Raw genomic sequence first — 24,475 nt, forward strand, 5'->3', positions numbered from 1 at the left:
CTCACTGCAAGGAACCGGATGTCACTCCTTGGCTTCCAGCTTGGAGACCCAGTACTTGTTGTAGACGTGTACCGTGATCTCTTCGCGATCGTGATAGAGCTGCTTGGCCTGAATGACGAAGGCGTTGTCTACCTCCTTGAGCAGGCCGCGCAACACCTCTATGTTGTGTACCGCTTCGGCGTAACGCTTCTTCATCGGCAGCTTGAGGTTGAACATGGCCTCCTGACAGTCGTTCTCGCGGAACCAGTCGGCGATCATGTGAACAACCCGCGCCGGCTTCTCCACCATGTCGCACACCAGCCAGTAGATATTCTTCTTGCTGGGGCGCCACACAAAACCATCATCACGCAGGTGCTTCACCTGACCGGTATCCATCAGGGACTGGGCCATGGTGCCGTTATCCACCGCTGTCACCATCATGCCGCGACGCACCAGCTGATGGGTCCAGCCACCCGGACAGGCGCCCAGATCGACCGCTTTCATGCCGGAGGTGAGGCGCAGGTCCCACTCTTCCCGCGGTACGAACACATAGAAGGCCTCTTCCAGCTTGAGGCTGGATCGGCTCGGTGCATCCGGCGGGCAGCGCAGACGGGGAATACCCATGTGGAATTCGGAGTTGTTGAACGAGTAGGAATACCCCAGCAACAGGTGATCGTTGGCCATGAAGAAGGCATGGAACACCGGACGGTGCGGCGTCTCTTTCTTGGTCAGCAGCTCCTTGCTGCGCAGGGCCTGACGAAGCGGCACTGTGAACTTGCGGCAGAAGGCCGACAGCTCTTTCGCTTCGTTGGTATCGGCGGTTTCAACTCGCAGATCGCCACAGATGGTGTATTCGCGAGTCGCTTCTATGATGGGCGAGATCCGATCTGCGACATCCAGATCCTTCAGCTCATGGGTCACAACCAGCATCTGACGGATGAAGATAAGCTCTCTGAATGGCAGCTTGCGCGCCAGCAGATCGGCCTGCTCCTCGTCATACAACTCGAATATCACATAACCGCTGTCGTCCTTGACCCGGGCGAAACCGTAGCACTGCATGTTACTGGCACGCTCGGTGATCTCTGCCGCCGCCTCTTTCTCAAAACCGGGGCGGCAATAAAGCAGCAGATTATTCATTTTTTCCTCCAAGACGACAGCCAGCCCATATCAGAGCCGCCCATCCCAACATAAAACAGAGGCCACCGGCCGGGGTAATGAGCCCCAGCCCCTTGCTGCCAAGCAGCACCATGGCGTAAATACTGCCGCAGAATCCGAGGATCCCCAGCACAAATGCGAAGCCCGCAAAGGTGATTACCTTGCTGCGCACACCGCACCAACCCAGCACCAGCAGGGCCAATGCGTGAAAAAACTGATAGTGCACGGCAGTGTTGAACGCCGCCAGCTGCGAAGCCGTAATACCGCTCGCCGCCAGACCGTGGGCGCCATAAGCCCCCAGCATGGTCGCCGTTAGGCCAAAAAAACCCGCCAGTACCAGCCAATGTCGATGGATCTGCATTCTTACCCTCCTCGTTCTCTCCCTCGCGACCGTCAGCCCTGTGCCAGCGTCGCCGCGATGAAGCACCTGATATGATCAGCCGCCTGCTGCAGGTTCTCCTGCTCGCTCACGCCGCTGGCTTTTCGCGGTTTGAAGCCATGGTCACCATCGGTCAGCCAGTGGACCGATACGTGGGGTGAGAAGGGAAAATCTGCCAGTTCGGCGCGCGTGCCTAAGGTGTCGCGCTCCCCTTGCAACAGCAGGGTCGGCGTCTTGATCTGCTTGAGCACCTCACCCCGCCAGCGGTCGGGATTGGCCGGGGGGTGGAAAGGATACCCGAGAATGAGCAATCCTGCAGCATTCATCTCGTCCCCACCTTCGCCATACAGCTCTGCCGCCATGCGTCCCCCCATGGACTTGCCCGCCAGGAACAGCCTTGGGTGAGCAAACAGCTGCGCCATCTGGCGCCAATGGTCGAGCAATACCGGCTGCCTGTCCGGCGGCCTGCGCTTGCCATCTTGGGCCCGCTTGGTCATGTAGGGAAAGTTGAAACGCACTACCTCGATATCGGGCCCCGCCAGCAGGCGTGACAGCTCGCAAAGAAAGGCGTGTTCCATGCCGGCCCCGGCGCCATGGGCCAGCAGAATGCGAACGGGGGCATCACTCGCCCCCTCTCTCATCACATCAGGCATCGGCGAGCCGTGCCCTGCGACGAGCCTCTTCCTGCTCCACCAGCTCCAGCATCCAGTCGCGGAAGGCCACTATCTTGCCCTGATCGGACTGCTGCTCCTGGCATACCAGGTAGAACGCATTCTTGCTCACCAGCACCTGCTCGAACGGGCAGATAAGGCGCCCCGCTTCGATTTCTGGCTGGGCCAGCACACTGTGACCAAGTGCCACCCCCTGACCGTGGATCGCCGCCTGGATCACCATGGTGGAGTGACTGAAGATGGGCCCCTGATTGACGTTGGGCGCATCAATGTCGAGCTGGCGAAACCAGGCCTTCCAGTCACGGCGGGAGGTATCGTGCAACAAGGTGTGGCGGATCAGATCATCCGGGGTGCGCAGCGGCTTGGGGCCGGTCAGCAAGAGCGGCGAGCAGACAGGGATCAGGTACTCGGTGTGCAGCTTGTCGGCACGCAGTCCAGGCCAGTTGCCACGGCCGTAGTAGATGGCCACGTCCACATCGTCGGTCAGCGACCCCTCGTCCATGTCCACCGCCTTGATCCGTACGTCTATGTCCGGATGACGTTCGCTGAACTTCACCAGTCTGGGTACCAGCCACTGGATGGCAAAACTTGGCTGCAAGCTGACGGTGAGCGCCCCCTTGGCACTGCGGGCCAGCAGCTTGTCGGTCGCCTCCGAGATGGAGGTGAAGATGTCTTTGATATCGAGGAAGTAACCCTGCCCCTCTTCAGTCAACAGCAAGGAGCGGTTCTTGCGGCGAAACAGCTTGATGCCGAGATACTCTTCCAACGCCTTGATCTGGTGACTGATGGCAGCCTGGGTCACAAACAGCTCTTCCGCTGCCCGGGTGAAGCTTAAGTGACGAGCCGCGGCTTCGAATGCTTTCAGGGCATTGAGCGGGGGTAAACGACGAGACATGAGACCAGCCGACGATGAGTTTTTCTAATGGGCCGCATTATAATTTGTCGGTTGCGGGTCGACCAGTGAATAAACATAATTCGCTTCGCAATCCGTTGTCATATGGCTCACTTTTTCTCTTCCATGTTGGTTTACATGTGATTTTTGTGAGTCAGAGGTCTGCGATTGTGGTGTTGTGTTTCTTCCTCTGCGGGAAGAGGGGCTTAAATCGGACCGATTTAACCCAGTCTGTCATCTGAATGTGTTTGGCGCCTCCGGTTGGATGGCGCCTTTTTTCTTATCCTATACCTTGAACTGCCCCACCAGCTGCTGCTGTTTGTCCGCCAGCGCCGACAACTCGCGCCCATTTTCGGCGGAGGTCGCCGCCTCGGCCCGTATGGTATGGCTCACATCACGAATGTTGCTGACATTGCGATTGATCTCGTCCGCCACCCCGCTCTGCTCATGCGCCGCTCGGGCAATCTGCTCGTTCATCTGATGAATGGTCGCCACCGCATGGATGATCTGCTCCAGTACGCTGACCGACAGATCCACTTTTGTCAGCGTCACATCCGCCTGGCTGTGACCCGTCATGATCGCCTTGACCACGGCCTCGGTACCGGATTGCAACTGCCCAATGAGGGTCTGGATCTCGACGATGGCATTCTGGGTACGCCCCGCAAGATTGCGCACCTCGTCGGCTACCACGGCGAAGCCACGGCCCTGTTCACCGGCCCGCGCCGCCTCGATGGCGGCGTTCAGCGCCAGCAGGTTGGTCTGCTCGGCGATCCCCTGGATCACCACCAGTATGTCGTTGATGTTGTCGCTATTGGCGGCGAGTCGCTCCACCACAGGTTTGGCATCGCTGATCACCGCCATCAACTTGCGCATGGCCTCCTGGGTATCGGCCACCACATACTTGCCCTCCTGCGCCGAGGTATCTGCCTGGTTGGCCGCCGCCACCGCCGAGTTGGCGTTGCCCGCCACCTGCAAGGCAGTGGCACTGAGTTCCTCGAATGCAGTCGCCACCAGATCCACCTCCTGGTACTGGGCCTGCATGCCGGCACTGGTGCGCTCGGCAACCTGAGCCGCCTGCTCCGCACTGGCACGGGTGCCCGCAACGGTATCGATCACTTGACTGATGGTGGATTGCAACTTGTTGAGGAAGCTGTTGAACCACTTGGCCAACTCGCCAATCTCGTCATCGCGATGCAGGTCAATCCGCTGGGTCAGGTCTCCCTCCCCCGTGGCTATGTCCTTGAGGCGAGCCACCACGGCGCGAATGGGGGCGACTATTTGACGAGCCATCAGCCAGATGCAGAGCAAGGCTACCACCGAAATCACGCCGCCAATCACCAGTTGGGTGACCACGCTGCCATTGGCCTGGTTGGAGAGTTCGTCTTGCAGCTGGCGGGCCGAGGCCAGCACAACGGTGCGGGGAAGCTCGATATAGATGCCCCATTTGTGCTCGGTGCCGCGCATGCTGACCGGCACGAAGGTTTGCAGCAGAGTCCCGTCAGGACTCCAGCGTGTCATTGTCTGCCCCTGGCCGATCCAGCCTGTCAGATCGCCAGCCAGTGCCTGATATTGCTGCCCCAACGGGCTGCCCAGAGTTACGTCAAACCCATCCACCCCGGCGGCTCGCCCTTCGTGACTGACCAGCAGTACCTTGCCCTGTCCGTCGTACAGCGCCTGATCCATCTCCTTGACCAGACTTTGCAGGGTCGCCAGCGAGATATCGACCCCGACCATGCCAAGCGGGGTCTCCTGCTCCAGCAGAGGGACTGTCACCGAGGTCATCAGCACCTTCTGCGACCCCACATCATCGAGGTAGGGCTCGAGCAGGCAGAGCGCCTTGCTGCGAATACTGCAACGATACCAGTCGTTCTCCACGCCACCTGCTGCCGTGGGGCTCTCGTCCGCCAGCACGGATTCGTCTTGCACCTCAGCTTCAATCTTGCCGTCGACCCGGGCCCAGTAAGTGGAGAAGCGCCCCTTGTCATTGGCACCCAGCTCGCTGGAACCGTGGTAGTTGCTGTCCTCCCCATCCAGCTGATCGGGCTCGAACACCGCATAGACACCAAGCAGGTTGGCGGAAGCCGCCGCCGCATCGTGCAGTTGCTGATTGACGGCACCACGCAGCGCCTCGGAAGAGCCAAAGTTGTCGGCCGCATTCTTGCGCTGGAACAATATGCTCTGAGCCAGCAGAGTGGTACGAAAATAGGCCTCATCCAGATAGCTGGTGACCTTGGCCGCCTGCTCGGATCCCATCGCCTTCATCCAGTTTTCGGCCGAGCGTTGCGCCTCCTCAGTGGTGGAGGTCAGCACCTGATCCTGCATCCGGGCGGCGCTATAAAGAGAAGAGGCAACCAGGGCACCAGCACTGGCCAATAAACAACAACCGGCGATCAGGGTGATCCGCCCCTGAACAGAAAGAGAACTCATGCCACCATTCCTAGCTCATACAGATGTGATCAGTGTATCGGTTTTGGATACAAAAACTTAACCTAATCAAGCAAAATCCAGGCTCAGCTGGTTAACTTCCCCGTCACGAGGCAAGCCCACAACCAGCCCGAGCAATCGAATGGGTTTGCCCTGCGCCCGCAGCAGCCCCTCATGGAGCAGATCGTGAAACAGCTCGGGCTGATAGCCGCCACGGCGATAGACAGTGGTCTGCTGAAAATCGGCGAACTTGAGCTTGATCCCCTGCCCCATCAACTGCTCCCTGGCATAGCCAGCGGCAAAACGACGCTCCAGCTCGGGAATAAGCTGACTCAGTACCTGCCAGCAGGCGGCTTCATCCAGCACATCGCTGGCCAGCGTTGTCTCCACGCCAATGGTTTTACGGATCCGCTGCGCCTGCACCGGCTGATCATCACGGCCCCAGATCCGGCCCGTCAGCATCTCCCCCAACTTGCCAAACCGGGCGATCAGCTCATCACTGCTGAGCACTCTCGCATCCTCGCACGAATAGAGTCCCTGGGACTCCAGCCGCTCGGCCGTCTTGCGCCCGATCCCCGGCAACTTGGCCAAAGGCAGCTGGCGCACGAACTCATCCACCTCCTCTGGCCGGATCACGAACAGGCCGTCGGGTTTACGCTGCTCCGACGCGAGTTTGGCCAGAAACTTGTTCGGTGCCACCCCGGCCGAAGCGGTCAACCCCAGTTCGGTCACTATGGCCTGGCGGATCTCGGCCGCCATCAGGGTGGCACTGCCACCACAGCAGTTACTCTCGGTGACATCGAGGTAGGCTTCGTCCAGCGAAAGCGGCTCCACCAGCTCGGTGTAACGCAAGAAGATGGCGCGCAGCTGACGAGAGGTATCCTTGTAGACCGCCATTCGTCCCGGTATGAGTACGAGCGGCGGGCAGAGCTTCTTGGCCAGGCCACTTGGCATGGCGGAGCGCACCCCGAAACGGCGCGCCACATAGTTGCAGGTCGAGATGACCCCCCGCCGATCGGAAGAGCCCCCTATCGCCAAGGGTACGTCCCGCAGAGCCGGGTTGTCCCGCATCTCTACCGCCGCATAAAAGCAGTCCATGTCGATGTGAATGATTTTGCGCATACCACTGTACGGATAAACAGTTAACTCACCCATGCTAACCCAGCGCACCCGTTTCTGCCATCGGCATGAAACAACGAGCAGGCATAGACTCTTAAGACACCACTCACAACAAATGACAAGGAGGAAAGGAATGAGAGCACTCTGGCTGGGAGTAGGACTGGGACTCTGTCTGCTGCCGCTGCTTGGCGGAACCAAGGACCATCCGACCGCCGAATGCAGCTGGCTGCATGATCGCATCGAGACACTGGAGAAGGCCATCAAGCAAGGGGATGAACTGGGAACACGGGAGGAACTGGCGCGCTGGAAGGCCGAGTTCAAAAAGAAAGCCTGTCATCAATACGACTACTGAATCCCCCTCCCGCCAAAGAAAAGGCGGGCTGACCCTAAGGTCAGCCCGCCTGCCATTCAGCCTTGGCCCGAGTACAACTCGAAAACCCTGGCCCGCTCAGATGATCCGGTTATCGGTCAGCATCTTGCGACGGGCCTCTTCCTTGGCCATCTTCTTCTTGCGGTTGTCACAGGGTTCCGGGCAATCGCACTCCTTTTCGATACCTATAGTGCCCAGTCCGCCACAGGAGCCGGAAATGGTCTTCTTCTGGAAGATGTAACCTATGGCCATGGCCACTACAACGACCAGAAATACCCCGAAGGTGATCAGAAAAATCTGCATGCTGGTGCCCCTTACTTTCTAACCAGGTACTGTTTGAACGCATCTGAATAGGCTTCGTCAAAACCATCGGCCGTCTTGGTGATCACGAAGATCGCCAGTCCGCGCTCCTTGGCATACGCCAGGCTCTTCTCGGGCCCGAGCACCATGAACACGGTCGCCAACCCGTCTGCGGTCATGCAGGAAGGGTGAATGACGGTCACCGATACCATGCGATGCTGGATAGGTTTGCCCGTCATGGGATCGATAGTGTGGGAGAAACGCTGGCCATCCATTTCGTAGTAATTGCGGTACTCGCCTGAAGTGGCAACCCCGTTGTCCCCCGGCACTATCACTTCCTGCACAGAGCCGGCATTGGCGGTCGGCTTCTCGATGGCCACACGCCAGGGGTGCCCCTTGCCGTTGACGCCATTGATCCGCAGCTCGCCACCGATCTCCACCAGATAGTTGCGAGACCCCATGGACTCCAGATACTCAGCCACCTTGTCCACCCCAAAGCCCTTGGCAATGGCGGAGAGATCCACGTAGAGGTCCGGAATATCTTTTTGCAACGTATCGGCATCGGCGGAGGTAATCACATGCAAATTGCCCAGACCTGTCTTCTGACGGGTCTGGGTGATCAGCTCCTCGGACGGGATCCTGGTCGGACGCGCATCCGGTCCGAAGCCCCACAGATTGACCAAGGGGCCAACGGTAACGTCAAGCGCCCCGCGGCTCTCACGGCCCAGATGCAGGGATTCAGTCACCACCCGGGCGGTATCGCGAGAGACCACCACAGGGGTCGAGCTTCTGTGCTGGTTGAAGCGCGACAGCTCGGAATCGGGACGATAGGTCGACATCTGGTCGTTGACCCGCTCCAGCAGGACGTCGACCTCAGCCTGAAACTTGGCCGGATCTGTGATGACGTTATCTGCCACCTTGATGGAATAGTAGGTACCCATGGTGCTGCCGGTGATGTGGATCTCCGGCTTGGATTGGACCGTTTCCTGACCGCACCCCGTCAAGAAAAAGGCTAGCCCTAAGGCTAGCCAGGTCTTTACAACACTGTGCATTGATTAACCACCAAAGTCATCCAGCAGGATGTTTTCGTCTTCAACACCGAGGTTTTTCAGCATGTTGATGACGGCAGCATTCATGACGGGAGGCCCACACATGTAGAACTCGCAATCTTCCGGCGCCTCGTGGTTCTTGAGATAGTTCTCGAACAAGACGTTGTGGATGAAGCCGGTGTAGCCATCCCAGTTGTCTTCCGGTTGCGGATCAGACAGGGCGACGTGCCACTGGAAGTTGTCATTCTCGGCCGCCAGCATGTCGAAGTCTTCGACATAGAACATCTCGCGCTTGGAACGGGCACCGTACCAGAAGCTCATCTTGCGATGGGTCTTCAGACGACGCAGCTGGTCGAAAATATGGGAGCGCATCGGCGCCATACCCGCACCACCACCGACGAACACCATTTCAGCATTGGTGTCTTTGGCGAAGAACTCACCAAACGGACCCGAGATGGTCACCTTGTCGCCAGCCTTGAGGCTGAAGATATAGGAGGACATCTGGCCGGGAGGCGCAGTCCAGTTGCTGGGTGGCGGGGTCGCGATCCGCACGTTCAGCATTATGATGCCGAACTCTTCCGGATAGTTGGCCATGGAATAAGCACGAATGATCGGCTCGTTGACCTTGGACTCCAGTTCGAAGATCTTGAAGCGATCCCAATCCCCGCGATACTCCTCGGGAATATCGAAGTTCTTGTACTGCACATGGTGAGCAGGGGCTTCGATCTGGATATAACCACCGGCGCGGAACGGGACGCTCTCGCCATCGGGGATCTGCAGCTTGAGCTCCTTGATGAAGGTGGCCTTGTTATCGTTGGAGATAACAGTACAGTCCCACTTCTTCACCCCGAAGATCTCTTCCGGCAGCTCGATATCCATGTCGGAACGCACTGTGACCTGACAGGCCAGACGCTCCCCATGGCGGGCTTCACCCTTGCTGATGTGATCCAGCTCGGTCGGCAGAATATCACCGCCGCCAGCTTTCACCCGCACCTTGCACTGACCACAGGAGCCACCGCCGCCACAGGCGGAGGAGACGAAGATGCCGCTGCCGGCCAGAACGCCGAGCAGCTTGCCACCCGCCGGGCTGGTGACAGCCTTGGCCGGGTCGCCGTTGATGCTGATTGTCACGTCACCTGCGGTCACCAGCTTGGACTTGGCGAACAGAATGACTGCCACCAAAGCCAGCAGGATCACGGTGAACATGACCACACCCAGAATAATTTCCATCTATTATTCCTTTTCCGATTACAGGGAAATACCAGAGAAGGACATAAAGCCCAGCGCCATGAGTCCCGCGGTGATGAAGGTGATGCCCAGTCCACGCAGACCTTGCGGCACGTCGGAGTACTTCATCTTCTCGCGGATCCCCGCCATCGCCACGATGGCAAGCATCCAGCCGGCACCCGAACCCACGCCATAGACCACAGACTCCACGAAGTTGTAGTCACGCTGCACCATGAAGGAGACGCCACCGAAGATGGCGCAGTTCACTGTGATGAGCGGCAGGAAGATACCGAGCGCGTTGTAGAGCGCAGGGAAGTACTTGTCCAGCGCCATTTCCAAGATCTGCACCAGGGCTGCTATCACACCGATAAAGGTGATGAAGCTCAGGAAGCTCAGATCCAGGCCGGAGACCAGCACGCCATCCTTGAGGACGTAGTTGTAGATCAGATTGTTGGCCGGAACGGCAACGGTCTGAACCACGATAACGGCAATCCCCAGACCCATGGCGGTCTTGACCTTCTTGGACACCGCCAGGAAGGTACACATCCCCAGGAAGAAGGAGAGGGCCAGGTTTTCGATGAAAATCGAACGAATCAACAGACTCAGATAGTGTTCCATACCTTAATCCTTCGCCTCCACCTGCTTGGGATCCCTGGTGCGAACGCCCCAGATGATCAGACCAATGATGAAGAACGCACTCGGCGGCAGCAGCAGCAGACCGTTAGGCACATACCAGCCACCATTGTTCACCAGCGGCAGCAGCTCGATACCGAACCAGGTGCCGGAGCCCAGGATTTCACGCACTGTGGCTACGGTCAGCAGCACGGCGCCGTAGCCCAGACCGTTGCCGATACCATCCAGGAAGGAGGGCAGCGGGGCGCTCTTCATGGCATAGGCTTCGGCACGACCCATCACGATGCAGTTGGTGATGATGAGGCCCACGAACACCGACAGTTGCTTGGAGATCTCATAGGCATATGCCTTGAGCACCTGGTCAACCACGATAACCAGCGAGGCAATCACCGCCATCTGGGCGATGATCCGTACGCTGTTCGGGATCTGGTTGCGGATCAGGGAGATGAACAGGTTGGAGAAGGCGGTCACCGCGGTCACGGCCAGCGTCATCACGAATGCCGTCTTCATCTGGCTGGTAACGGCCAGCGCGGAACAGACACCCAGCACCTGCAAGGCGATGGGGTTGTTGCCGAGCACAGGCGTCAACAGCAACTTCTTCATTTCGCTCTTGTCAGCCATTGTTGATTTCTCCTGCACGAATCTTGGCCAGGAAAGGACCAAAGCCCTTGGGTCCCATCCAGAAGTCGAACGTGTGCTGTACACCGTTACCGGTCAGAGTCGCGCCAGACAGGCCATCGATCTCATGCACGGAACCTTCAGGGGCATGGCCCTTGATGACTCGCAAGGCTGGCATGCCGTCCTGATCGAACAGCTTCTTGTCCTTGAACAGGCCTTGCCAGGCCGGGTTCTCGATCTCGCCGCCCAGACCCGGGGTTTCACCGTGGTCATAGTAGGTAATGCCCTTGATGGTTTCCCCATCAGCCGCCACGGCAACGAAGGCATACATGGTAGACCACAGACCCTGGCCGTAGATCGGCAGGATAATATTGTCGACCTTGCCTTCGGCATCCTTGGCGAAGAACACCGGGATCAGTCTAGAGATTTGACGCAAACCAGCCTTGTCGTCGGCAGGAGCCAGACGAATGTTCTTGGCCGGATCTTTTGCTGCCAGCTTGGTGTCGAAGTTGTCGGCATCGCCGTCAACGAATTCACCGGTAGTCAGGTCAACCAGACGCGCTTCAATCTTGTCACCGTACAGTTGGGCCAGATCACGCTTGGCCACCGAGCTGACATCGACACCGGCAACGGACAGAATATTGCTTTGCTTGTCCAGCGCCTTGTTTTCCATCTGAGCCTGACGCAGACCCACAGCAGCCACTGAGACCACGATGGAACATACCAGACACAGACCGGTCACTATGGTGAGGGTGCCGACAGTAGAGTCTTTATTAAACGCCACGAGCGATCCTCCGCTTGATGTTCGCCTGCGCCACGAAATGGTCAAACAAGGGGGCAAACAGATTGGCAAACAGAATGGCCAACATCATGCCTTCCGGGAACGCCGGGTTCACGACACGGATCAGCACAACCATGACGCCGATCAGCGCGCCATACCACCACTTGCCCTTGTTGGTAAAGGCAGCGGAGACCGGATCGGTCGCCATGAAGGCCATACCAAAGGCGAAGCCGCCCAGCACCAGATGCCAGTGCCACGGCATGTTGAACATGGGGTTGGTATCGGAACCGATGACGTTGAACAGCAGGGAAGTGGCGACCATGCCGATCATCACGCCTGCGATGATGCGCCAGGAGGCGATCCGCATGTAGACGATCATGGCTGCACCGATGAGGATCATCAGGGTGGATACTTCACCGATGGAACCCGGCAGGTTACCAAGGAAAGCATCCATCCAGCTGATGGTCTGGCCGGTTGCACCGTTGATCAGCGCCATCTGGCCGCCCTGGGCCCACTGGCTCAGCGCGGTCGCGCCCGAGTAGCCATCAACGGCCACCCAGACAGCATCACCGGAGATCTGACCCGGGTAGGCGAAGAACAGGAACGCACGACCCGCCAGGGCCGGGTTCAGGAAGTTCTTGCCGGTACCACCGAACACTTCCTTGGCCAGTACCACACCGAAGGTGATGCCCAGCGCGGCTTGCCACAGGGGCAGCGCGGGCGGCACGATCAGCGCAAACAGGATGGAGGTCACGAAGAAGCCTTCGTTGATCTCGTGCTTGCGCACCATGGCGAACAGCACTTCCCAGAAACCACCGACCAGGAACACGGTCAGGTAAATTGGCAGGAAGTGGGTTGCACCGATCAGCATCTTGCTGCCGATACCGGCAACCGCTGGATCCAGCGAGGCACCCAGCAATTGCGCCAGCGCATATTGCCAGGTATAAGCACCGGCAACGGTACCCAGATGGGCAATAGCTGCGATAGCCTGATTGCCGACGTTGAACATGCCCCAGAACATGGCCGGGAACACAGCCAGCCACACCATGATCATCATGCGCTTCAGATCGATCGCATCACGGACGTGGGCAGCGTTGCGGGTCACGGACCCGGGGGTATAAAACAGGGTATACGCCGCCTCGAACAGGGCATAGTACTTGGCGTACTTGCCACCCGGCTCGAAGTGATGTTCCATATTTTCAAGAAGTTGCTTGAAACTCATCGCTTAACCTTCCAGTTCTATCTTGGTCAGGCACTCACGCAAGATCGGGCCGTACTCTGTCTTGCCGGGGCAGACGAAGGTACAGAGCGCCAAATCTTCCTCATCCAGCTCCAGACAACCGAGCGCTTGCGCGTTGTCGATGTCACCGGAGACCAGATCCCGCAACAGCAGGGTCGGCAGGATGTCGAGCGGCATCACACGCTCATAGTTGCCGATAGGCACCATGGAGCGATCACTACCGTTGGTGGTGGTAGTGAAGTTGATGAGCTTGCCCTTCACCAAATGCGAGAGGGTGGTACGGGTGATGGAGAACTTGCTGGCGCTGGGGTTGACCCATCCCAGAAACTCTTTCTCACGGCCTTCACTCAGCACGCTCACCTGATTGTGGTAACGACCCAGGTAGTCATGGACCCCTTCGGCCTTGGCACCACTGAGCAGGGAACCGGAGATGACGCGGTTTTCATCCGCCCGCAGCTCGTTGTTGGTCAACTGGCTGATACAGGCGCCCATGCGGGTACGCAGCAGGCGAGGCTTCAATACGTTCGGGCCAGCCAGGGCGATCACCTTGTCGGTGAAGATCTGGCCAGTGGTGAACAGCTTGCCGTACGCGATGACATCCTGATAGTTGATGTACCACTGCACCTTCTTGGCACTGACCGGATCCAGGAAATGGATATGGGTGCCTGGCAGACCGGCAGGATGCGGACCGACGAACACTTCTTCTTTGACTTGCGCCAGAGAAGCGTGCGGCAGGCTGGCCTCGCCTTTACAGACGTAGACGGCGCCATCGGTCAGGCGCGTCAATACAGCCAGACCATCGAGGAAAGCCTGTGACTGTTCCTTGATGATGAGCTCGGCATTGGCAGCCAGCGGGTTGGTGTCCATGGCGGTGACGAAAATGGCACGGGGAGAAGACTCCACGGCCGGCACCTTGCTGAACGGGCGAGTACGCAACGCAGTCCATTGGCCTGATGCGACCAGGATCTCCTGCACCTTGCTGCGCGCGAGCTGTGCCAGCTCGGCAGACGCAAAGTGTTCAAAGGTCACCTGCTCGTCAGACCCATCGATATCGATGACAACGGATTGCAGAATGCGCTTGGCACCCCGGTTGATCTCTGAAACCACACCGGTGGCAGGGGCCGTGAATTTAACGCCAGGGTTCTTCTTATCTTCGAAGAGCTCCTGACCTTTAATGACGCGATCACCTACTTTGACAAGCATAGTAGGACGCATCCCCACGAACTCTTCGCCGAGTGTAGCAACACGGGTGATGGCCGGGCCATCGTAGATTACTTGCTCCGGAGCACCCAGCACGGGGATGTCCAGTCCTCTTTTAATTGTAATCATACTCACTTGCACTACCGTTAAGGGAAGACAGGTTGGTTAGCGCCGAGAAATACATCACGACGAGTTGTTGAATGAGCCCGTTCATGTTGCAGGATAATGTCGAAGCGACAAACAAATCAGCAACATACAGGGTCATTCAAAAGCGCTTGAGTTTAGCACTTATGGCAAGTCAGCTTCTATGCAAAATGGGGAAAATCCCCGCTCTATCACAAAATCATCGAAATTTAATCGCACCGTTTTTTTCGCTAAACCTCAGGCTCTGCGTTGAGTTAGCAATTAATACCCCAAAATAGGTAATAGTTTTTATGTTCAAAAATGGATTAGAAATTTTGATGTATGGGCAGGGGAATAGCGCCCTGCTTCCGGACACAAGACGCAGCCCAAAAACGTTTGTTAATTGTTAACTGGTCGCAGATTAAGTAACTGATTGGTCAATAATGTTAGGCCAGCCCATTTTTGCTGACACAGCTCGGCGTCTTTGGTGCCTGTTCCCTTTGCAACCACTCCTGCTCAGTATAGGTATGCAACGCCAGTGCATGAATGGCGCCAGCCAGCTCGTCGGCCAGCACGGCATTGACCTGACGATGACGGGCCAGCAACCGTTGACCTTCGAAATGCGGGCTCACCACCACCACCTTGAAGTGGCTCTCGGAACCCGGCGCCACCCTGTGCATATAGCTTTCGTTGACGACCTCCAGATGAGTGGGGGACAAGGCAGCGGCCAGCTTGGCCTCTATCTGTTGTTGCATGGTCACGAGCATCACTCCCAAAATAGATGTCCGGCCATTGTAGCCAGAGTTGGCGGTATGACGAAATTGCCCGGCGTGGGAAAATAGCCGCAAATATGCCCCGCACACACAGCTGCCGGACTGGTGAAATTCTCCGCCCCCGCTAGAATAGCGCCACTTTGCGCCCCGTCGGCGCCTGTTTTATGAATCACGTTGGACTCTCGCTTATGCAAACCCTTCTCGACACGGCTCATTGTCGTCTGACCCTGTATCGCTACCCACGCCAGAGCCAGGATCCGTTGCAAGCCTGGGATGCGGCAGACGAGTATCTGATCAATACCCTGGCTGAGACGCCACTCGAGCAAGCCGGCCCAGTCATCATCATGAATGACGGCTTCGGCGCACTGGCGGCGTTTCTGCATCCTCACGCCCCTGTCTGTGTCAGCGACTCCTATATCAGCGAGCGGGCGACCCTTGCCAACCTCGCAGAGAACGAGCTGGATCCTCACGCCATCAGATGGCAGGATGCGCTCGCGCCACTGCCCCTGGCCCCGGCACTGGTAGTAATCAAGGTATCCAAGTATCAGGCGCTGCTGGAGCAGCAACTGCTGGCATTGCGTGCGGTGGTCACACCGGCTACTCGCGTCATTGCCGCCGGCAAGGCCAAGGACATTCACAGCTCGACCCTAGCATTGTTTGAAAAATACCTGGGGCCAACCCGCACCTCGCTGGCCTGGAAGAAGGCGCGCCTGATCCATTGTGAGCCGCAAGCGATACACCCGGAACTGGCCAACCCCTATCCGACGGTCTGGCCGCTGGAGGGCACCGGCATGCTCATCCACAACCATGCCAACGTGTTTTCGCGCACCAGCCTGGATATAGGTGCCCGCTTCATGCTGGACAATTTGCCTGTCCACAGTGCGCGCAAGGTGATCGATCTCGGTTGCGGCAACGGTGTGCTGGGGCTGGCACTGCTGGCGAAGGATGCCGAGGTGGAGGTGACCTTCATCGACGAGTCCTATATGGCAGTGGCCTCGGCGCAACTCAACGTCGAGCACAATCTGCCAGACGGCATGCCACGAGCCCGCTTCATGGTCAATAACTGTCTCGACGGCGTGACGGTCGGTTCGGCGGACAGGATCCTCTGCAATCCGCCCTTCCACCAGTTGCAGGCTATTACCGATCATATCGCCTGGCAGATGTTCACCGATGCCCACCGGGTGTTGCCCCAGGGGGGCGAACTCTGGATAGTAGGCAACCGTCATCTGGATTATCACAACAAACTCAAGCGCCTGTTTGCCAACGCACAAGTCGTTGCGTCGAACAGCAAATTCGTTATTTTGAAAGCCATCAAACGCTAAAGATAAGGTTAAAGGAAACCCATGATGAAAAAGTCAATCTTGCTGCTGGCCGCCCTGATGCTGGGTGGTTGTGCCACTCACTGGCCGGAAACCGCGCTGCTGAACCCGCAGGTCATCCCCTCCAACCAGCAGTACTACTCTGGCAACCGCATCACCCTGGAAGGGGTCGACAAGCGTGAAGCCGCCTACGTCTTCTCCATCAAGAAGAAAGAGAAGGCGGCCGTGCTGGTCAACAGCGAACAGCCGCTCAACAACCTGCTGGCCGAGAAGCTGGCCGAAGGGCTGCGCAGTCAGGGACTGGAAGTGGGCAACAGCGGTACCACCAACCTGACCCTGGCCATCTCCAGCGCCGCCGTCACGGTGGAAGAAAAGACCTTCACCTATGTCACCAAGTCCCGCGTCAGCCTGCAGGTGATTGCCGACTTCCAGGGCAGCAAGCTGACCAAGCAGTTCAACATGTCTTCCAGCAAGGAAGGTCCGGGGGAGCCGAGCATGGCCGAACTGGAATCCATCCTGAACCAGCAATTGGGCAGCCTGCTGCAACAGATCATGGCGGATGACGCTCTGCGTGGTTACCTCAAGGGTCAGCCGAGCTGAGAAAGGAGAGCTAAACAATGAAGAAACTCTGGTTACTGGCCATGCTGATCGCCCCGCTGGCGTTTGCCGGCCCCAAGGTCAGGATGGAGACCAACCACGGCAATATAGTGGTGGAGCTGGCATCCAAACAGGCGCCGCAGACGGTGAAGAACTTCCTGCGCTACGTGGCGGACGGCAGTTATGACGGCAGCCTGTTCCACCGGGTGATCCAGGATTTCGTGGTGCAGGGGGGCGGCTACAACCAGCAGTTCCAGCAACTGCCGACCTTCGATCCCGTGGTCAACGAGTCCAAGGGCGGCCTGCCCAACAAACGCGGCAGCATCGCCATGGCCCGCACCCAAGCCGTGGACAGCGCCACCCGCCAGTTCTACTTCAACCTGACCGACAACAATAACCTCAACGCCAATGCAGGCGCCGGTTATACCGTATTCGGCCAGGTCGTGCAGGGTATGGAGGTGCTGGACAAGCTGGCCCAGGTGCAGACGGGTTACAGCTCCATTCTGCGCGCCAACGACGTACCCACCAGCCCCATCATCCTGAAGAAGGTGGTGTTGCTGGCGGAGAAATAACGCGAGCCGGATCACATTCCGTCGCGTCTTTGCCCGGGTCACCGGCGCCCCTTTCTATACTCTGGCCCTGCCCCGTTTCCAGGGGCATGGCCCACCCGAGGAGAAGGAGGTTCCGGTGATCTACCACCAGTACTTAACCCAACACGCAGTCCCGCTGGCTCGGGCGGTTCGTCACTTTCTGGCACGAGAAATCCCTTATCAGCAGTTGGAAGACTTGAGCTGGCAGCTCCTCTCCCACTGGCAAGATTTGCCCCACGATCCCTATAACACCCAAGCCGCCACCGATCAGGAGGGTGTCTTCTGGTTCCTGCTGCACAGCCTGCATCAGTGGGATGAGCAGCAGATCATCGCCGATGTCTGGCTGCGCATGCAGCTGATGGCGTGTGCCAATTATCTGACCATGGAAGGCCCCTGCCCCCGCCACTGCATGGGTTCCCGCCCCTGAATCCTGGTCCGCCCTGCTCGGCTTGCCTTGGCTATCCCCCCCGAACCTGACAAAATGGCGCAATTTTCCCAGAGGAGTCAGGTATTTGAACACTGTCCGCACACCGAGCTGGCGAGACTCGCTCGCCGTCTATCTTGAGTCTCGGGTCCTCATCCTGTTTGCCATGGGCTTCTCTTCCGGTCTGCCGCTGCTGCTGGTGTTTGGCACCCTGTCGTTCTGGCTGCGCGAGGCCGATGTCAGCCTGACCGACATAGGTTACATGAGCTGGGTAGCACTGGCTTATGGCTTCAAGTGGCTGTGGTCACCGCTGGTCGATCGACTGCCCCTGCCACTGCTCTCCCGCTGGCTGGGGCGGCGTCGCAGCTGGATGCTGCTCTCCCAGATACTGATCGCCGCGTCACTGGTGGGCATGGCCTTCTGCGATCCCAAGACCCAGCTGGCCCAACTGGCCCTGTTCGCCCTGCTGGTGGCGTTCGCCTCCGCCACTCAGGACATCGTCATCGACGCCTATCGCATCGAGTCGGCGCCGGAGCGGCTGCAGGCGGCCATGGCCGCCTCCTATATGACAGGTTATCGACTGGCGATGATCATGGCGGGTGCGGGGGCACTGGCGCTGGCAGCCTGGCTTGGCAGCAACACCGGTTATGACTACAACGGCTGGCGACTCACCTATCTGCTGATGGCGGGACTCATGTCTCTTGGCGTCATCACCACACTGATCTGCCATGAGCCGGATATCGATCTCGCCGGTCAGAACGAACAGCAGGAGGCGCGCAAGGCGCTGCTGCTCTCCCATGGCTGGCCAACCTCGCTGGCTGGAGTCGGCGCCTGGATCTATGAGGCCATCTGGTGTCCGTTTGCCGATTTCTTCCGCCGTTATGGTGGATCGGCCATGCTGATCCTCGGGCTCATCGCCTGCTATCGCATCTCGGACGTGGTGATGGGCGTGATGTCCAACAGCTTCTACGTGGACATGCAGTTCAGCAAGACAGAAGTGGCCACCATCACCAAGGTGTACGGCGTCATCATGACGCTGGTGGGTGCGGCCCTGGGGGGCATATTGGTAATGCGCTTTGGTACCTTGCGGATCCTGTTCCTCGGCGCCCTGCTCACCGCCAGCACCAACCTGTTGTTTGCCCTGCTCAACGAAGTGGGCCACAACCTGCAGCTGCTGACCCTGATCATCTCGGTCGACAACCTGAGCGCCGGCATAGCGACTGCCGCCTTCGTGACCTATCTGTCGAGCCTGACCAACGTGGCCTTCTCCGCCACCCAATACGCCCTGTTCAGCTCCGTCATGCTGCTGATGCCCAAGCTGCTGGCGGGTTTCTCCGGCCACTTCGTCGAACAGTTTGGCTACAGCACCTTCTTTATCGGCACCAGCCTGCTCGGCATTCCCGTCTTGCTCCTGATCGTCATGGTTGCCAGACGAGGAAGGGCCTTGCTCTCGGAAGCGGACAAATAGCAAGCGTTTGCGTGAAATTGGGGGTGATTAGATTCACACTTCCGAATAAAGTTCCCCGGTGCTTGTTTCTCCGATGAATTTATTTGGCTAGAATCCCTCCCGCTCCTTGTGGGCAGGCTACGGAAAACCTCAACTAACGCACAAGAGACCAATAAAATGGCCAAATTTACCAAGACTCTGATCGCTGCCGGTCTGCTGGCTGCTGCCGCTACTCCGGCCTTCGCTGCTGACTACAGCGGTGACATCCACAAGAATGATTACAAGTGGATGCAGTTCAACGTCATGCACACCATCGACCAGCGTCCCTTCACCTCCGGTCAAGATAGCTACAACGATACCTATTTCGAAATGGAATTCGGTGGTCGCTCCGGTCTGTTTGACCTGTACGGTTACGTTGATGTGTTCGACATCTTCGACTCCCGTCACAGCGACAAGCACAATGGTCAGAACCTGTTCATGAAGTTTGCGCCGCGTATGTCTCTGGATGCGCTGACTGGTAAAGATCTCTCCTTCGGCCCGGTGCAAGAGGTGTACATCGCCTCCCTGAACAACATCGGCGACAACCAGATGGAAAACATGATCGGTCTGGGTGCTGATGTCATGGTTCCCTGGTTCGGCAAAGTTGGCATGAACCTGTATGCCCGCCACGCTACCGAAAACCAGTTCTTCACCGAAGAAGAAGGTGACTGGAACGGTTACTGGTTCGCCATGAACTGGTTCAAGCCTTTCTACACCTTCAGCAACGGCAGCTTCGTTTCCTATCAGGGTTACCTGGATTACGCCTTCGACCTGGATACCCACAACCGTGCTGACCGCACCAGCGACAACATGGCGACCTTCCACGGTATCTACTGGCACTCCGACCGCTACGCAGTGGGTTATGGCCTGAAGTACTTCATGGATGCCTACGGCACCAAAGATGGCTCTACCGCGTTTGACGGTACCGCCTGGAAGAGCTCTGGCTTCAGCCACTACTTCTCCGTTACCTACAAGTTCTAATCGAACGGGTAATGTGGACAAAAAAACCGGAGCAGCTGCTCCGGTTTTTTATGGCTTTGTCATCGAGCCTTTTGCTATCGAGCTATGTGCAATCGAACAAGGGGGAGGGCCGAACCCTCCCCGCCCGTCATCAATCGCGGAAATTCTGGAACTGCATCGGCTGACCCAGCTCGGCACCACGTACCAGCGCCATGGCTTCCTGCAGATCGTCACGCTTCTTGCCGGTGACCCGCACTTCATCACCCTGAATGGCGACCTGCACCTTGATCTTGGAATCCTTGATCAACTTCACCAGCTTCTTGGCGATTTCTTTCTCGATCCCCTGCTTGAACTTGACGTTCAGGTGGAAACGCTTGCCTGAGTGAACGCTGTCACCCACGTCCATTGAGCTGTTCTCGATGTTGCGCTTGAGCAGGGCTGCGCGCAGGATCTCGACCATCTGCTTGAGCTGGAAGTCGGCATCGGCCTCCAGCTTTACTTCTTCCTTGTTCAGCTCGAAGCTGGCTTCAACACCACGAAAATCGAAACGGGTCGCCAGTTCACGATTGGCGTTATCGACGGCGTTCAACACCTCGTTCATTTTGACTTCAGAGACAATATCGAATGACGGCATGTCAGGGCTCCTCATGTTGCGCTATAAGGGCGCAAATCTACCAGAAAACCGGCAAATTTGCTGATTTCGATGGGGTTGCTCTGCTAGAATCCCCTGCGCACAGGAATGGCGAGACCCGTTAGTGTCCGCCAAGCGACATTTCACTTATCCCCGGTAAATGGTTGATCGGAATGCAACCCTACCTTGATTGAGTCTCTCCATGCCAAGCGGATTACAGAGTTCCCGACTGCCCTCCTCCCCCCAATGGTCACTGCTGGGCTGCGGCGCCCTGGGTGGCGTCTTCGCCTCCCTGTTGACTCAAAGCGGCCAATCGACCCGCGTCTTGCTGCGCGATCGCCACCGTTCGACCCTGCACCCCGGGATTGATTTCACCTCGCTGGAAGGCCAGACCCAGCTGATCGCCATCGAGCGCGGCTTCGTCGACCAGCCCGGTCAGATCAAGCGCCTGCTGGTGATGACCAAGGCAGGTCAGGTCGTGTCTGCCCTGACCCCCTTGGCAGGCAAGCTGGCGGCGGGCGTGCCCATAGTGCTGCTGCACAATGGCATGGGCATTGCCGAGCAGGTGGTGCAGCTGTTTCCGCATAATCCTGTCATTGCGGGCGTCACCAGCCACGGCGCAATGCAGAGCGGTCACTTCGTGTTCCGCCACACCGGCAAGGGCGAGACCTGGCTCGGCCCGGTCAATGAAGCGGCCAGGGCTCATGCCTCCCTGGCAGAGGATCTCGCCGCCGCCCTCGGCCAGGCCGGCTGGGACGAGCAGATCCTGGCTCGCCAGTGGCAAAAACTTGCCATCAACTGCGCCATCAATCCGCTGACGGCGCTCTATAAGCTCAAAAATGGCGAGCTGGCCGGCCCTCGCTTCGCCGATGCCCTGCAACAGATCTGCGTGGAAGTGGCCGACGTCATGCAGGCCGAAGGCCAGCCCACCAGCAGCGATGAGCTGCTGCGCCGCGCCATGACGGTGGTCGAGTTGACCGCCGACAACTACTCCTCCATGCATCAGGATATGGAGCAGGGGCGCGAGACAGAGATCGAGGCCATCACCGGCTTCCTGCTGGCCTGCGCCGCCAAACACGGCATAGCGGTGCCGGTCAATCAGGGCCTCTATCAGGCCATCAAAGAGAAGAGCTAAGCCCGCCGAGATGGCGGGTAACCAAGGAGTGCAGCATGACAGTACTGGTATTGGTAGCACCGGGGTCTGAAGAGATCGAAACCGTCGCCATCGTCGACACCCTGGTGCGCGCACGCATCGAGGTGCTGCTGGCCTCCTGCTGTCCGGCGGGTCTGCGCCAGATCCGTGCCTCCCGCGGGGTACAGCTGGTCGCTGACTATCATATCGACGAGCTGACCAGCCGTGACTTCGAAGCCATCGTCGTGCCGGGCGGCTTGCCCGGCAGCGAGGCAATCCGCGATACGCCGCTCGCCATCGATCTGCTCAGGGAACAGGCGGCGCTCGGCCGCTGGCGGGCGGCTATGTGCGCCGCCCCCGTGGTGGTACTGCACCATCATGATCTGCTGGGAGATGCCAGCGTGACCTGCCACCCAGGCTTGCAGGCCCAACTGCCCACCAGCCAGCTCAGCACGGCGCGGGTCGTGACGGATGAGACTCATCACCTGATCACCAGCCAGGGGCCTGGCACCGCCATCGAATTTGCCCTCGAAATCGTGCGGGTGCTGCGCGGGGACGACACCGCCCTCGCGGTCGCCGGCCCCATGGTGATGCCCCCTTCTGTCATGCCATGACCCCTGTTGCCATCGCGGATGCCCTCTCGTCATGACAGAGCGCCCCTTGCCAGCCGGCAAGGGGCGCTCTGCTATTGGCCGGGCGCAACTCGGGCTGCCCCCTTGATCGCTAGCTCAGCAACTCGGGCCTGAGCTGCTCCATCAGCAGGTGGTTGTCACTGTAATCCACCGGTATGGCCACCACGGCGGGCCCAACGACCGCCATGGCGGCGCGCAGGGTAGGCCGCAGATCCTCGGCACTGGTGACCGCAAAACCGGCCGCCCCGAAGGACTCGGCATAGGCCTTGAAGTTGATGGGCCCGAAGCTCACCCCCGAGCTGCGGCGGTACTTTTTCTCCTCCTGCATCGCCACCATGTTGTAGCCGTTATCGACCCAGATGATGTGCACTATGTTGGATTTGAGCCGCACCGCCGTCTCCAGCTCCATGCTCGACTGCATGAAGCTGCCATCGCCGGAGACAGAGATGATCTTCTCCCCCGGCCGCACCATGGCAGCACCTATGGCCCAGGGCAGCGCTACCCCCATTGTCTGCTGACCGTTGGAGATAAGCACCTGACGCGCCCGGAAGCTGTAGAGGTAGCGGGCAATCCAGATGTGGAAGCTGCCCATGTCCACGCACAGTGTCATGTCCTGCCCTATGATGTCCTGCAGCTCCTTGACGATGCGCAGCGGATGGATGGGCATGCCCCCCAGATGCTGGGCATGCTGGGTCAGCTGGTGACGCTGGGCCCGTATCTCCCCAAGCAGGGCCGCGATGGCGGGGTCCCGTGCCAGCGGCTTGTGCAGCATCTTGGTCAAGCAATATAGATTGGCACTGATGGAGCCCACCAGCTCAACCGCCGGGCAGTAGCTGCTGTCGATCTCCGCCGGCAGGGCATCAATGTGCAGCAATTGCCGCTCACCCGTGCCATTCCACAGCACAGGGTCATATTCGATGGGGCTGTAACCTATGCAGATCACCAGATCCGCATCCTGCAGCAACCTGTCCCCCGGCTGGTTGTTGAACAGCCCGACCCGACCGGCGAAGTCATCGAAATGGTGGGTATCCACCACACCGGCCGCCTGATAGGTGCCAGTCACCGGCAACCGGCTCTTGTCCAAAAAGGCGCGCACCGCGAGAGAGTTTTCCGGCCGACTGGCCAACAGGCCGAGCAGCACCACCGGCTTGCGGGCCTGCGCCAGCAGGCTCAGCGCCCTGTCTATGCCTGCCTCATCGGCGGCGCCCGGTTCGGGTATGGCTCTGGGCACCAGGATGGCGCCATCGGTCGGCTCGTTGATGATGTCCATGGGCAGGCTGACGAAGGCCGCGCCTGGGCGGCCCAGCTCGGCACAACGAAAGGCGTTTGCCATCACCTCTGACAGGGCGGACCCGGTTCCCACCTGGGCGCTGAACTTGGTGACGGGGCGGCACAGGCTGACGGTGTCCAGGCTCTGGTGAGTAAGCTTGAGGCCATCGGCACGTCGCACCGCGCCCCCCAGCGCTACCATGGCATCCCCTTCCGAGGTGGCGGTCGCGAGGCCTGTGATCAGGTTGGCGCAACCTGGGCCCGAGGTCACCAGCGCCACCCCGGCCTTGCCGGTCAGACGGCCCACGGCGGCGGCCATGAAGGCGGCGTTCGCCTCGTGACGCACCACTATGGTGTCGATGGGGGAATCTTCCAGGGCATCGAATACCCGGTCGATCTTGGCCCCCGGAATACCGAATACCTGCTTGACGCCCTGCGCCTCCAGATGGCGTACGACCAGCTCGGCCCCGCAGCTCCAGTGTTGATTTTCCATGAGAATAAC

The 24,475-nt window shown here is 58.8% G+C and carries 26 protein-coding genes; 9 read left to right on the forward strand and 17 right to left on the reverse strand.

What is annotated here, in order from left to right:
• Window positions 1–21: 21 nt before the first annotated feature.
• The 6 genes from rlmM to dinB form a co-directional block, all read right to left on the reverse strand.
• On the reverse strand, window positions 22–1,116 hold the full coding sequence (rlmM, locus tag ONZ54_RS16885) for a 23S rRNA (cytidine(2498)-2'-O)-methyltransferase RlmM (protein ID WP_059112140.1): 1,095 nt from the start codon (window positions 1,114–1,116) through the stop codon (window positions 22–24).
• The gene (locus tag ONZ54_RS16890; RefSeq protein ID WP_125595797.1) at window positions 1,109–1,495 is read right to left on the reverse strand and encodes a DUF423 domain-containing protein; all 387 of its coding nucleotides are present in this window, start codon (window positions 1,493–1,495) and stop codon (window positions 1,109–1,111) included. Before ONZ54_RS16890 ends, rlmM begins: the two co-directional genes overlap by 8 nt.
• A 32-nt stretch (window positions 1,496–1,527) precedes the next feature.
• On the reverse strand, window positions 1,528–2,166 hold the full coding sequence (locus tag ONZ54_RS16895) for an alpha/beta family hydrolase (RefSeq protein WP_271786733.1): 639 nt from the start codon (window positions 2,164–2,166) through the stop codon (window positions 1,528–1,530).
• On the reverse strand, window positions 2,159–3,079 hold the full coding sequence (locus ONZ54_RS16900; protein ID WP_005312000.1) for a transcriptional regulator GcvA: 921 nt from the start codon (window positions 3,077–3,079) through the stop codon (window positions 2,159–2,161). Before ONZ54_RS16900 ends, ONZ54_RS16895 begins: the two co-directional genes overlap by 8 nt.
• Before the next feature lie 282 nt (window positions 3,080–3,361).
• A complete protein-coding gene (locus ONZ54_RS16905) occupies window positions 3,362–5,503 on the reverse strand; it encodes a methyl-accepting chemotaxis protein (RefSeq protein ID WP_271786734.1) in 2,142 nt (713 codons plus the stop codon).
• A 66-nt stretch (window positions 5,504–5,569) separates the two neighbouring features.
• Window positions 5,570–6,622, reverse strand: a complete 1,053-nt coding sequence (gene dinB / locus ONZ54_RS16910) for a DNA polymerase IV (RefSeq protein ID WP_271786735.1) — start codon at window positions 6,620–6,622, stop codon at window positions 5,570–5,572.
• Between the two features lie 130 nt (window positions 6,623–6,752).
• On the opposite strand from dinB, the gene ONZ54_RS16915 reads away from it, so the two are divergent.
• Window positions 6,753–6,971 carry a hypothetical protein gene (locus ONZ54_RS16915; protein WP_021139366.1) on the forward strand — a complete coding sequence of 73 codons (219 nt, stop codon included), beginning with the start codon at window positions 6,753–6,755 and terminating at the stop codon, window positions 6,969–6,971.
• 96 nt (window positions 6,972–7,067) lie between these two features.
• Here the strand turns inward: ONZ54_RS16915 and nqrM are convergent, their stop codons facing one another.
• From nqrM to ONZ54_RS16960, 9 genes are all read right to left on the reverse strand, one after another.
• The gene (gene nqrM, locus ONZ54_RS16920; RefSeq protein WP_005311992.1) at window positions 7,068–7,292 is read right to left on the reverse strand and encodes a (Na+)-NQR maturation NqrM; all 225 of its coding nucleotides are present in this window, start codon (window positions 7,290–7,292) and stop codon (window positions 7,068–7,070) included.
• Window positions 7,293–7,303: 11 nt separating this feature from the next.
• The gene (locus ONZ54_RS16925) at window positions 7,304–8,341 is read right to left on the reverse strand and encodes an FAD:protein FMN transferase ApbE (RefSeq protein WP_011899001.1); all 1,038 of its coding nucleotides are present in this window, start codon (window positions 8,339–8,341) and stop codon (window positions 7,304–7,306) included.
• A 3-nt stretch (window positions 8,342–8,344) separates the two neighbouring features.
• Window positions 8,345–9,568 carry an NADH:ubiquinone reductase (Na(+)-transporting) subunit F gene (gene nqrF / locus ONZ54_RS16930; RefSeq protein ID WP_005311988.1) on the reverse strand — a complete coding sequence of 408 codons (1,224 nt, stop codon included), beginning with the start codon at window positions 9,566–9,568 and terminating at the stop codon, window positions 8,345–8,347.
• A gap of 18 nt (window positions 9,569–9,586) precedes the next feature.
• Window positions 9,587–10,183, reverse strand: a complete 597-nt coding sequence (gene nqrE, locus ONZ54_RS16935) for an NADH:ubiquinone reductase (Na(+)-transporting) subunit E (protein WP_005311986.1) — start codon at window positions 10,181–10,183, stop codon at window positions 9,587–9,589.
• 3 nt (window positions 10,184–10,186) lie between these two features.
• The gene (locus ONZ54_RS16940; RefSeq protein ID WP_005311984.1) at window positions 10,187–10,819 is read right to left on the reverse strand and encodes an NADH:ubiquinone reductase (Na(+)-transporting) subunit D; all 633 of its coding nucleotides are present in this window, start codon (window positions 10,817–10,819) and stop codon (window positions 10,187–10,189) included.
• The gene (locus ONZ54_RS16945) at window positions 10,812–11,600 is read right to left on the reverse strand and encodes a Na(+)-translocating NADH-quinone reductase subunit C (protein ID WP_271786736.1); all 789 of its coding nucleotides are present in this window, start codon (window positions 11,598–11,600) and stop codon (window positions 10,812–10,814) included. Before ONZ54_RS16945 ends, ONZ54_RS16940 begins: the two co-directional genes overlap by 8 nt.
• Window positions 11,590–12,819: an NADH:ubiquinone reductase (Na(+)-transporting) subunit B gene (locus ONZ54_RS16950; protein WP_271786737.1), complete on the reverse strand. Its 1,230-nt coding sequence runs from the start codon at window positions 12,817–12,819 to the stop codon at window positions 11,590–11,592. Before ONZ54_RS16950 ends, ONZ54_RS16945 begins: the two co-directional genes overlap by 11 nt.
• A gap of 3 nt (window positions 12,820–12,822) precedes the next feature.
• Window positions 12,823–14,166 (reverse strand): Na(+)-translocating NADH-quinone reductase subunit A, encoded by a 1,344-nt coding sequence (locus ONZ54_RS16955; RefSeq protein WP_058393508.1) that lies wholly within the window; start codon window positions 14,164–14,166, stop codon window positions 12,823–12,825.
• Between the two features lie 440 nt (window positions 14,167–14,606).
• On the reverse strand, window positions 14,607–14,927 hold the full coding sequence (locus ONZ54_RS16960) for a BolA family protein (RefSeq protein ID WP_170946468.1): 321 nt from the start codon (window positions 14,925–14,927) through the stop codon (window positions 14,607–14,609).
• 194 nt (window positions 14,928–15,121) lie between these two features.
• Between ONZ54_RS16960 and ONZ54_RS16965 the strand changes: the two genes are divergently transcribed.
• From ONZ54_RS16965 to ONZ54_RS16990, 6 genes are all read left to right on the forward strand, one after another.
• The gene (locus tag ONZ54_RS16965) at window positions 15,122–16,255 is read left to right on the forward strand and encodes a methyltransferase (RefSeq protein ID WP_271786738.1); all 1,134 of its coding nucleotides are present in this window, start codon (window positions 15,122–15,124) and stop codon (window positions 16,253–16,255) included.
• Window positions 16,256–16,279: 24 nt separating this feature from the next.
• The gene (locus tag ONZ54_RS16970; RefSeq protein ID WP_059112153.1) at window positions 16,280–16,852 is read left to right on the forward strand and encodes a YajG family lipoprotein; all 573 of its coding nucleotides are present in this window, start codon (window positions 16,280–16,282) and stop codon (window positions 16,850–16,852) included.
• Between the two features lie 17 nt (window positions 16,853–16,869).
• Complete coding sequence (locus ONZ54_RS16975; protein ID WP_005311965.1) at window positions 16,870–17,421, forward strand: peptidylprolyl isomerase; 552 nt, start codon at window positions 16,870–16,872, stop codon at window positions 17,419–17,421.
• A 115-nt stretch (window positions 17,422–17,536) separates the two neighbouring features.
• Complete coding sequence (locus ONZ54_RS16980) at window positions 17,537–17,866, forward strand: hypothetical protein (RefSeq protein WP_005311963.1); 330 nt, start codon at window positions 17,537–17,539, stop codon at window positions 17,864–17,866.
• An 85-nt stretch (window positions 17,867–17,951) separates the two neighbouring features.
• Window positions 17,952–19,331 (forward strand): AmpG family muropeptide MFS transporter, encoded by a 1,380-nt coding sequence (locus tag ONZ54_RS16985; RefSeq protein ID WP_271786739.1) that lies wholly within the window; start codon window positions 17,952–17,954, stop codon window positions 19,329–19,331.
• Window positions 19,332–19,487: 156 nt separating this feature from the next.
• Window positions 19,488–20,330 (forward strand): nucleoside-specific channel-forming Tsx family protein, encoded by an 843-nt coding sequence (locus tag ONZ54_RS16990; protein WP_021139380.1) that lies wholly within the window; start codon window positions 19,488–19,490, stop codon window positions 20,328–20,330.
• A gap of 130 nt (window positions 20,331–20,460) precedes the next feature.
• On the opposite strand, the gene ONZ54_RS16995 is transcribed toward ONZ54_RS16990, so the two are convergent.
• The gene (locus ONZ54_RS16995; RefSeq protein WP_005311958.1) at window positions 20,461–20,943 is read right to left on the reverse strand and encodes a YajQ family cyclic di-GMP-binding protein; all 483 of its coding nucleotides are present in this window, start codon (window positions 20,941–20,943) and stop codon (window positions 20,461–20,463) included.
• A gap of 199 nt (window positions 20,944–21,142) precedes the next feature.
• Between ONZ54_RS16995 and ONZ54_RS17000 the strand changes: the two genes are divergently transcribed.
• Together ONZ54_RS17000 and ONZ54_RS17005 are read left to right on the forward strand one after the other, a co-directional pair.
• Entirely contained in the window at window positions 21,143–22,075 is a 933-nt protein-coding gene (locus ONZ54_RS17000; protein ID WP_058393513.1) for a ketopantoate reductase family protein, read from the forward strand.
• A gap of 35 nt (window positions 22,076–22,110) precedes the next feature.
• Window positions 22,111–22,686, forward strand: a complete 576-nt coding sequence (locus ONZ54_RS17005) for a DJ-1 family glyoxalase III (RefSeq protein WP_271786740.1) — start codon at window positions 22,111–22,113, stop codon at window positions 22,684–22,686.
• A gap of 109 nt (window positions 22,687–22,795) precedes the next feature.
• Here the strand turns inward: ONZ54_RS17005 and alsS are convergent, their stop codons facing one another.
• Window positions 22,796–24,466, reverse strand: coding sequence for an acetolactate synthase AlsS (gene alsS / locus ONZ54_RS17010; RefSeq protein ID WP_271786741.1), 1,671 nt, complete (start codon window positions 24,464–24,466; stop codon window positions 22,796–22,798).
• Window positions 24,467–24,475 lie beyond the last annotated feature (9 nt).

Source organism: Aeromonas salmonicida (assembly GCF_028355655.1).
Classification (GTDB): Bacteria; Pseudomonadota; Gammaproteobacteria; order Enterobacterales; family Aeromonadaceae; genus Aeromonas; species Aeromonas salmonicida.

Coding starts and splice junctions, on each gene's coding strand:
- rlmM (WP_059112140.1), bottom strand. CDS start 1,116: ATGAATAATCTGCTGCTTTATTGCCGCCCCGGTTTTGAGAAAGAGGCG.
- ONZ54_RS16890 (WP_125595797.1), bottom strand. CDS start 1,495: ATGCAGATCCATCGACATTGGCTGGTACTGGCGGGTTTTTTTGGCCTA.
- ONZ54_RS16895 (WP_271786733.1), bottom strand. CDS start 2,166: ATGCCTGATGTGATGAGAGAGGGGGCGAGTGATGCCCCCGTTCGCATT.
- ONZ54_RS16900 (WP_005312000.1), bottom strand. CDS start 3,079: ATGTCTCGTCGTTTACCCCCGCTCAATGCCCTGAAAGCATTCGAAGCC.
- ONZ54_RS16905 (WP_271786734.1), bottom strand. CDS start 5,503: ATGAGTTCTCTTTCTGTTCAGGGGCGGATCACCCTGATCGCCGGTTGT.
- dinB (WP_271786735.1), bottom strand. CDS start 6,622: ATGCGCAAAATCATTCACATCGACATGGACTGCTTTTATGCGGCGGTA.
- ONZ54_RS16915 (WP_021139366.1), top strand. CDS start 6,753: ATGAGAGCACTCTGGCTGGGAGTAGGACTGGGACTCTGTCTGCTGCCG.
- nqrM (WP_005311992.1), bottom strand. CDS start 7,292: ATGCAGATTTTTCTGATCACCTTCGGGGTATTTCTGGTCGTTGTAGTG.
- ONZ54_RS16925 (WP_011899001.1), bottom strand. CDS start 8,341: ATGCACAGTGTTGTAAAGACCTGGCTAGCCTTAGGGCTAGCCTTTTTC.
- nqrF (WP_005311988.1), bottom strand. CDS start 9,568: ATGGAAATTATTCTGGGTGTGGTCATGTTCACCGTGATCCTGCTGGCT.
- nqrE (WP_005311986.1), bottom strand. CDS start 10,183: ATGGAACACTATCTGAGTCTGTTGATTCGTTCGATTTTCATCGAAAAC.
- ONZ54_RS16940 (WP_005311984.1), bottom strand. CDS start 10,819: ATGGCTGACAAGAGCGAAATGAAGAAGTTGCTGTTGACGCCTGTGCTC.
- ONZ54_RS16950 (WP_271786737.1), bottom strand. CDS start 12,819: ATGAGTTTCAAGCAACTTCTTGAAAATATGGAACATCACTTCGAGCCG.
- ONZ54_RS16955 (WP_058393508.1), bottom strand. CDS start 14,166: ATGATTACAATTAAAAGAGGACTGGACATCCCCGTGCTGGGTGCTCCG.
- ONZ54_RS16960 (WP_170946468.1), bottom strand. CDS start 14,927: ATGCTCGTGACCATGCAACAACAGATAGAGGCCAAGCTGGCCGCTGCC.
- ONZ54_RS16965 (WP_271786738.1), top strand. CDS start 15,122: ATGCAAACCCTTCTCGACACGGCTCATTGTCGTCTGACCCTGTATCGC.
- ONZ54_RS16970 (WP_059112153.1), top strand. CDS start 16,280: ATGAAAAAGTCAATCTTGCTGCTGGCCGCCCTGATGCTGGGTGGTTGT.
- ONZ54_RS16975 (WP_005311965.1), top strand. CDS start 16,870: ATGAAGAAACTCTGGTTACTGGCCATGCTGATCGCCCCGCTGGCGTTT.
- ONZ54_RS16990 (WP_021139380.1), top strand. CDS start 19,488: ATGGCCAAATTTACCAAGACTCTGATCGCTGCCGGTCTGCTGGCTGCT.
- ONZ54_RS16995 (WP_005311958.1), bottom strand. CDS start 20,943: ATGCCGTCATTCGATATTGTCTCTGAAGTCAAAATGAACGAGGTGTTG.
- ONZ54_RS17000 (WP_058393513.1), top strand. CDS start 21,143: ATGCCAAGCGGATTACAGAGTTCCCGACTGCCCTCCTCCCCCCAATGG.
- ONZ54_RS17005 (WP_271786740.1), top strand. CDS start 22,111: ATGACAGTACTGGTATTGGTAGCACCGGGGTCTGAAGAGATCGAAACC.
- alsS (WP_271786741.1), bottom strand. CDS start 24,466: ATGGAAAATCAACACTGGAGCTGCGGGGCCGAGCTGGTCGTACGCCAT.